The sequence below is a fragment of the Campylobacter sp. 2018MI01 genome (assembly GCF_018501205.1).
In the GTDB taxonomy this organism is placed as follows: domain Bacteria; phylum Campylobacterota; class Campylobacteria; order Campylobacterales; family Campylobacteraceae; genus Campylobacter_E.
Genome location: NZ_JAHCZE010000084.1, coordinates 1 through 4,713, shown reverse-complemented (window position 1 = coordinate 4,713; position 4,713 = coordinate 1). Strand labels below are relative to the sequence as shown.

At 27.8% G+C, this 4,713-nt stretch carries 2 protein-coding genes and 1 pseudogene; all 3 read left to right on the top strand.

All coding sequences use genetic code 11. From position 1 onward, the window contains the following. The first annotated feature begins 765 nt into the window (after positions 1-765). Entirely contained in the window at positions 766-2,715 is a 1,950-nt protein-coding gene (locus KJQ97_RS08780; RefSeq protein ID WP_214118060.1) for a BCCT family transporter, read from the top strand. Positions 2,716-2,879: 164 nt separating this feature from the next. Beyond that, the gene (gene aldA, locus KJQ97_RS08775; protein WP_214118058.1) at positions 2,880-4,322 is read left to right on the top strand and encodes an aldehyde dehydrogenase; all 1,443 of its coding nucleotides are present in this window, start codon (positions 2,880-2,882) and stop codon (positions 4,320-4,322) included. 138 nt (positions 4,323-4,460) lie between these two features. Beyond that, a pseudogene (locus tag KJQ97_RS08770) lies at positions 4,461-4,713 on the top strand (cation diffusion facilitator family transporter); the annotation flags it as partial.

Genomic DNA, 4,713 nt, shown 5'->3' with positions numbered 1-4,713 from the left:
ATTAATAGGTTTTAGATATGATTTAAAAATATGATTAAGGTAGGAAAAATGAAAGAAATTAAAGAGATTTTGCTAAATATATTTTTATTGAATTTCATATAGATTTATCTAAAAAACTTTATTTTAAATTCTTAGCTTTACTAGGTATATTTTTTGTTTTTTTATATATTATTTGAATATGTTTTTCAAATTTTAAATATATCTTTTGTATTTATTTTTCTTTATATTCTAGGCATTAGCTTGGTTTATAGGATTAAGAAAGTATATAAAAATATTTTATTGATTTTATCTTATCCTTTTATAAATTATTATTTATTAAAAAGTGAAGTTTTATTTTTAGGGTTTAATTTTGTATTTTTATTGTTGTTTTTATTTATAATGATTTTGCAAATCTTAATACTAATATAAACACTAATACAAGTAAAAATCTTTACTTATTAAGTTATTTATATTAGCTATTTTAATTCTAAGTATGCTGATATATCAATCTTTTTTAAAATCTTATAATATTTTAATTTTAGATTTTTTAAGTGTTTTTGCATATTATAATTTTTATTTTTTATTATTATCTTTTATGATTATTACATATATATTTATAAAAAATTTATTAAAAACTATATAAATTTTTTTGAAGAAATTGATATAAAAAATTTTTTAGGTTAATGGCTAATTTTTCTTTTATATAGACAAATTATGTAATTATCATCTAAATCTTGCAAATCTCATTAACTAAGCCTTGTTAGACTGAAAACGCAAGGAGAAAATATGAAGATAAAAACGAGTTTTTTACCCGCTGTGTTTGTTCCAAGCATAGTATTTATTGTAATTTTAGTTTTACTAAGTATATTTTTACCAGAATTTACAAGTAGTATTTTGAATAATATTAAAACTTCAGTTTTTACTAATTTTTCTTGGTTTTTTATACTTAGTGTTAGTTTTTTTGTAGGATTTATGGTCTTATTAGCTTTATCTAAATTTGGAGATATAAAATTAGGTAAAGATGATGATGAGCCTAGTTTTAGCTTTTTTTCTTGGCTTTCTATGTTGTTTGCTACTGGAATGGGCGTTGGGCTTATGTATTTTGGTGTGGCTGAGCCTATAATTCATAAAAAATCATTAAATATAGATGATAAAGAAGCTTTAATTCATACTCTATTTCACTGGGGAATTCATCCTTGGGCTATTTATGGGGTTTGTGCTTTAGCTATGGCTTATTTTGGTTTTCGTTATAAAATGCCTTTAACTTTAAGAAGTGCTTTTTATCCTTTTTTAAAAGATAAAATTTACGGATTTTGGGGCAATGTTATTGATATTTTGGCATTAATTGTAACCGTTTTTGGAATTAGCACAACACTTGGATATTCTGCAAGTTCTTTAAATGCAGGACTTGTTAATATTGCTTGGCTTAGTGATATTTCATTTAGCGAACAAGCAATTATTATATTAATAGTTGTTAGTTTATCTACTATTTCAGCTATTAGTGGAGTTAATAAAGGGCTTAAAATATTAAGCGAGATTAATTTGCTTTTAGCGTTTTTACTAATGATTTTTGTATTAGTTAGTGGTGATTTGGTTGAGCTATTATCTGATTTTAGTTCTAATTTAGGGCTATATTTTTCAAATATAGTTGAGCTTAGTTTTAAAACCTATACATATAATAAAGATTATATTAGTTGGTTTAATTCTTGGACTATTTTTTATTGGGCTTGGTGGCTTAGTTGGGCGCCTTTTGTTGGCTTTTTTATAGCAAAGATTTCTCGTGGTAGAACTATTAGAGAATTTATATTTGGAGTTTTGATTGTTCCTACTTCTTTTAATGTTTTATGGTTTAGTGTATTTGGAAATTCTGCTTTAAAATATAATGAAATTTTAAGTAATTTTTCTCAAAGTTCTGAAAAATTATTATTTGAGTTTTTAAATCTTTTACCATTTTCACAAATTAGCACTATTTTAGCTCTAGTAGTTTTAGTTTTATTTTTTATCACTTCTGCTGATAGTGGAATATTTGTTTTAAATTCTTTAGCAAGTGGTGGCAAAGAAAAACCTTATAAATGGCAAAGTATTTTATGGGGCATTAGTTTAATTGCTATTGCAATATCTTTATCATATTCTGGTGGGCTTGATACTATTTTAAGCGTTACTATGATAGTTGCACTTCCGTTTGCTTTAATGCTTGTAATTATGTGTGCATCACTACTTAAAGGCTTAATAGTTGATAGTAGATATTTTAATACAAGAGTTAGTAAGGCTAGTGTTTATTGGAGTGGAGATTTTTGGGAACAAAGGCTTGATTTAATTTTAAAACAATCTCAAATAAAAGATATGCAAGAGTTTTTAAACGAGCTTGTAAAACCTGCTATGCAAAAGATTTGCGATAAATTAAGCGAGCGTGGATTAAAAGCACTAATAAAAGAAGAAAAAAATAAAATTAGTTTAGTGATTAAAAAAGACTTATCAAAAGATTTTATTTACGGGGTAAAAATAGAAAAACACGAAGTAAATAAAACCTTATTAGACGATGAGAATTTGCCTAATTTATCAAAGGAATTTGAATATAGACCTATAACATTTTTTGGCGATGATAGACTAGGTTATGATATAAAATATTTAAATGAAAAAGAAATAATAGTAGATATTTTAAAGCATTACGAAAGGTATTTAAATCTTTTAGACGATAGCTCAAATGAAATATTTACAATGGGTTATAGAAAATAACCTTTATAGAATTTGAAATGCTTATTTCAAATTCTTTTTTAAAAATACTAAAGTGTTACTTTTTTTCACATTCTCGTAAAAAAATTATAATTTTTTTTGAATATACAAAAATAATTAATATTCCTTGATAAGATATTTCAAAATCATTTAAAAAAGGAGAAGTTATGAAGAGTTATCAAATGTATATTGATGGTGAGTTTGTTACTGAAAAAAGAGAAATGGCACCTGTTTATAATCCTGCTACAAAAGAGCAAGTTAGTGAATATCCACTAGGCACAAGAGATGATGCTAAAAGAGCGCTTGAAGCTGCAAAAAGAGCGGGTAAAAACTGGGAAGCACTTCCAGCTATTGAGCGTGCAAATTACCTTAAAAAAATCGCACAATTAATTCGTAGAGATAGAGTAAAACTAGCTGATATTTTACAAGAAGAGCAAGGCAAGGTTAGAGGTTTAGCTGAAGTTGAGATTGATTTTGCGGCTGATTATTTAGATTATATGGCAGGATTTGCAAGAACTTATGAAGGAGAAATTATTCAAAGCGATAGAGCAAATGAAAATATCTTTTTATTTAGAACTGCAATTGGTGTTACGACAGGAATTTTACCTTGGAATTTCCCGTTTTTCTTAATAGTTAGAAAACTTGCACCTGCGTTTGTAACAGGAAATACAATAGTAATTAAGCCAAGTAGCGAAACTCCAAACAACGCATTTGAATTTGCAAAATTAGCTCATGAAGCTGGAGTTCCTAAAGGAGTTTTCTCACTTGTTAGCGGAAAAGGAAGTGAGGTTGGAGATGAGCTAAGCTCAAACCCACTAATTGGAATGGTAAGTGTAACAGGTAGCGTTGAAGCTGGAGTTAGAGTTATGCAAGCAGCTGCAAAAAATGTTATAAAAGTAAATCTTGAGCTTGGTGGAAAAGCACCTGCAATCGTATGCAAAGATGCAAATATGGATTTAGTAATTCCTGCAATTAAAGCAAGTAGGATTTGCAATAACGGGCAAGTTTGCAATTGTGCTGAGCGTGTTTATGTGCATAAATCAAGATATGATGAGTTTATTAACAAAATGGCTGATGAGTTTAGCAAAATTACATTCGGAAATACTGCAAAAGGTAATTTTGATATGGGGCCACTTGTAAATGAAGCAGGGGTTAAAAATGCTGATGCAATGTTAAAACGCGCACTTGAGCAAGGTGCAAAATTAGAAGTTGGTGGTAAGATTACTGATACTAGTGGATATTTCTACCCAGCTACACTACTTAGCAATGCAGACCATAAAAGCGATATTATGCAAAAAGAAATCTTTGCGCCGATTTTACCAGTTACAAGTTTTGATACACTAGATGAAGCAATTGATATGGCAAATGATTGTGAATATGGACTTACAAGTAGTATTTATACAGAAAATCTAAACACAGCTATGAGAGCTTGCCGTGAGATTAAGTTTGGCGAAACTTATATAAATCGTGAGAATTTTGAAGCTATGCAAGGCTTTCACGCAGGATTTAGAAAGAGTGGCATAGGTGGAGCTGATGGTAAGCACGGACTTTATGAATACCTTGCAACTCATGTTGTTTATCTTGATTACAATACCAAATTCAACGGCTAAAAATAGGAGCTTTTTAGCTCCTAAAATTATAAAATATTTTAATTTTAATTCAAATATATTTTTTAAGTTTATTTTAAATTAAGAAATAAATGTTACATTTGTTATTTATTTGTTTAAACTAAATTTAAAGGAAAAACAATGACTTGCACCTATCAAGACTTAATTCATAAACCAATAAAACAACATTCAAACAATCATTCTTGTAATCACTCACACCATAATCATTCACACCATAATTCCAATCACTCACACGAACACCACAATCATTCTCATACTCATTCTTATGATTTTACTAAGAATAAAAAAGCATTGTTATTAAGCTTTATAGTAACTTTTGTAGTAATGTTTGCTGAATTAATTTATGGGTATTTAGCTAATTCTTTAGCATTAA

Coding starts and splice junctions, on each gene's coding strand:
- KJQ97_RS08780 (WP_214118060.1), top strand. CDS start 766: ATGAAGATAAAAACGAGTTTTTTACCCGCTGTGTTTGTTCCAAGCATA.
- aldA (WP_214118058.1), top strand. CDS start 2,880: ATGAAGAGTTATCAAATGTATATTGATGGTGAGTTTGTTACTGAAAAA.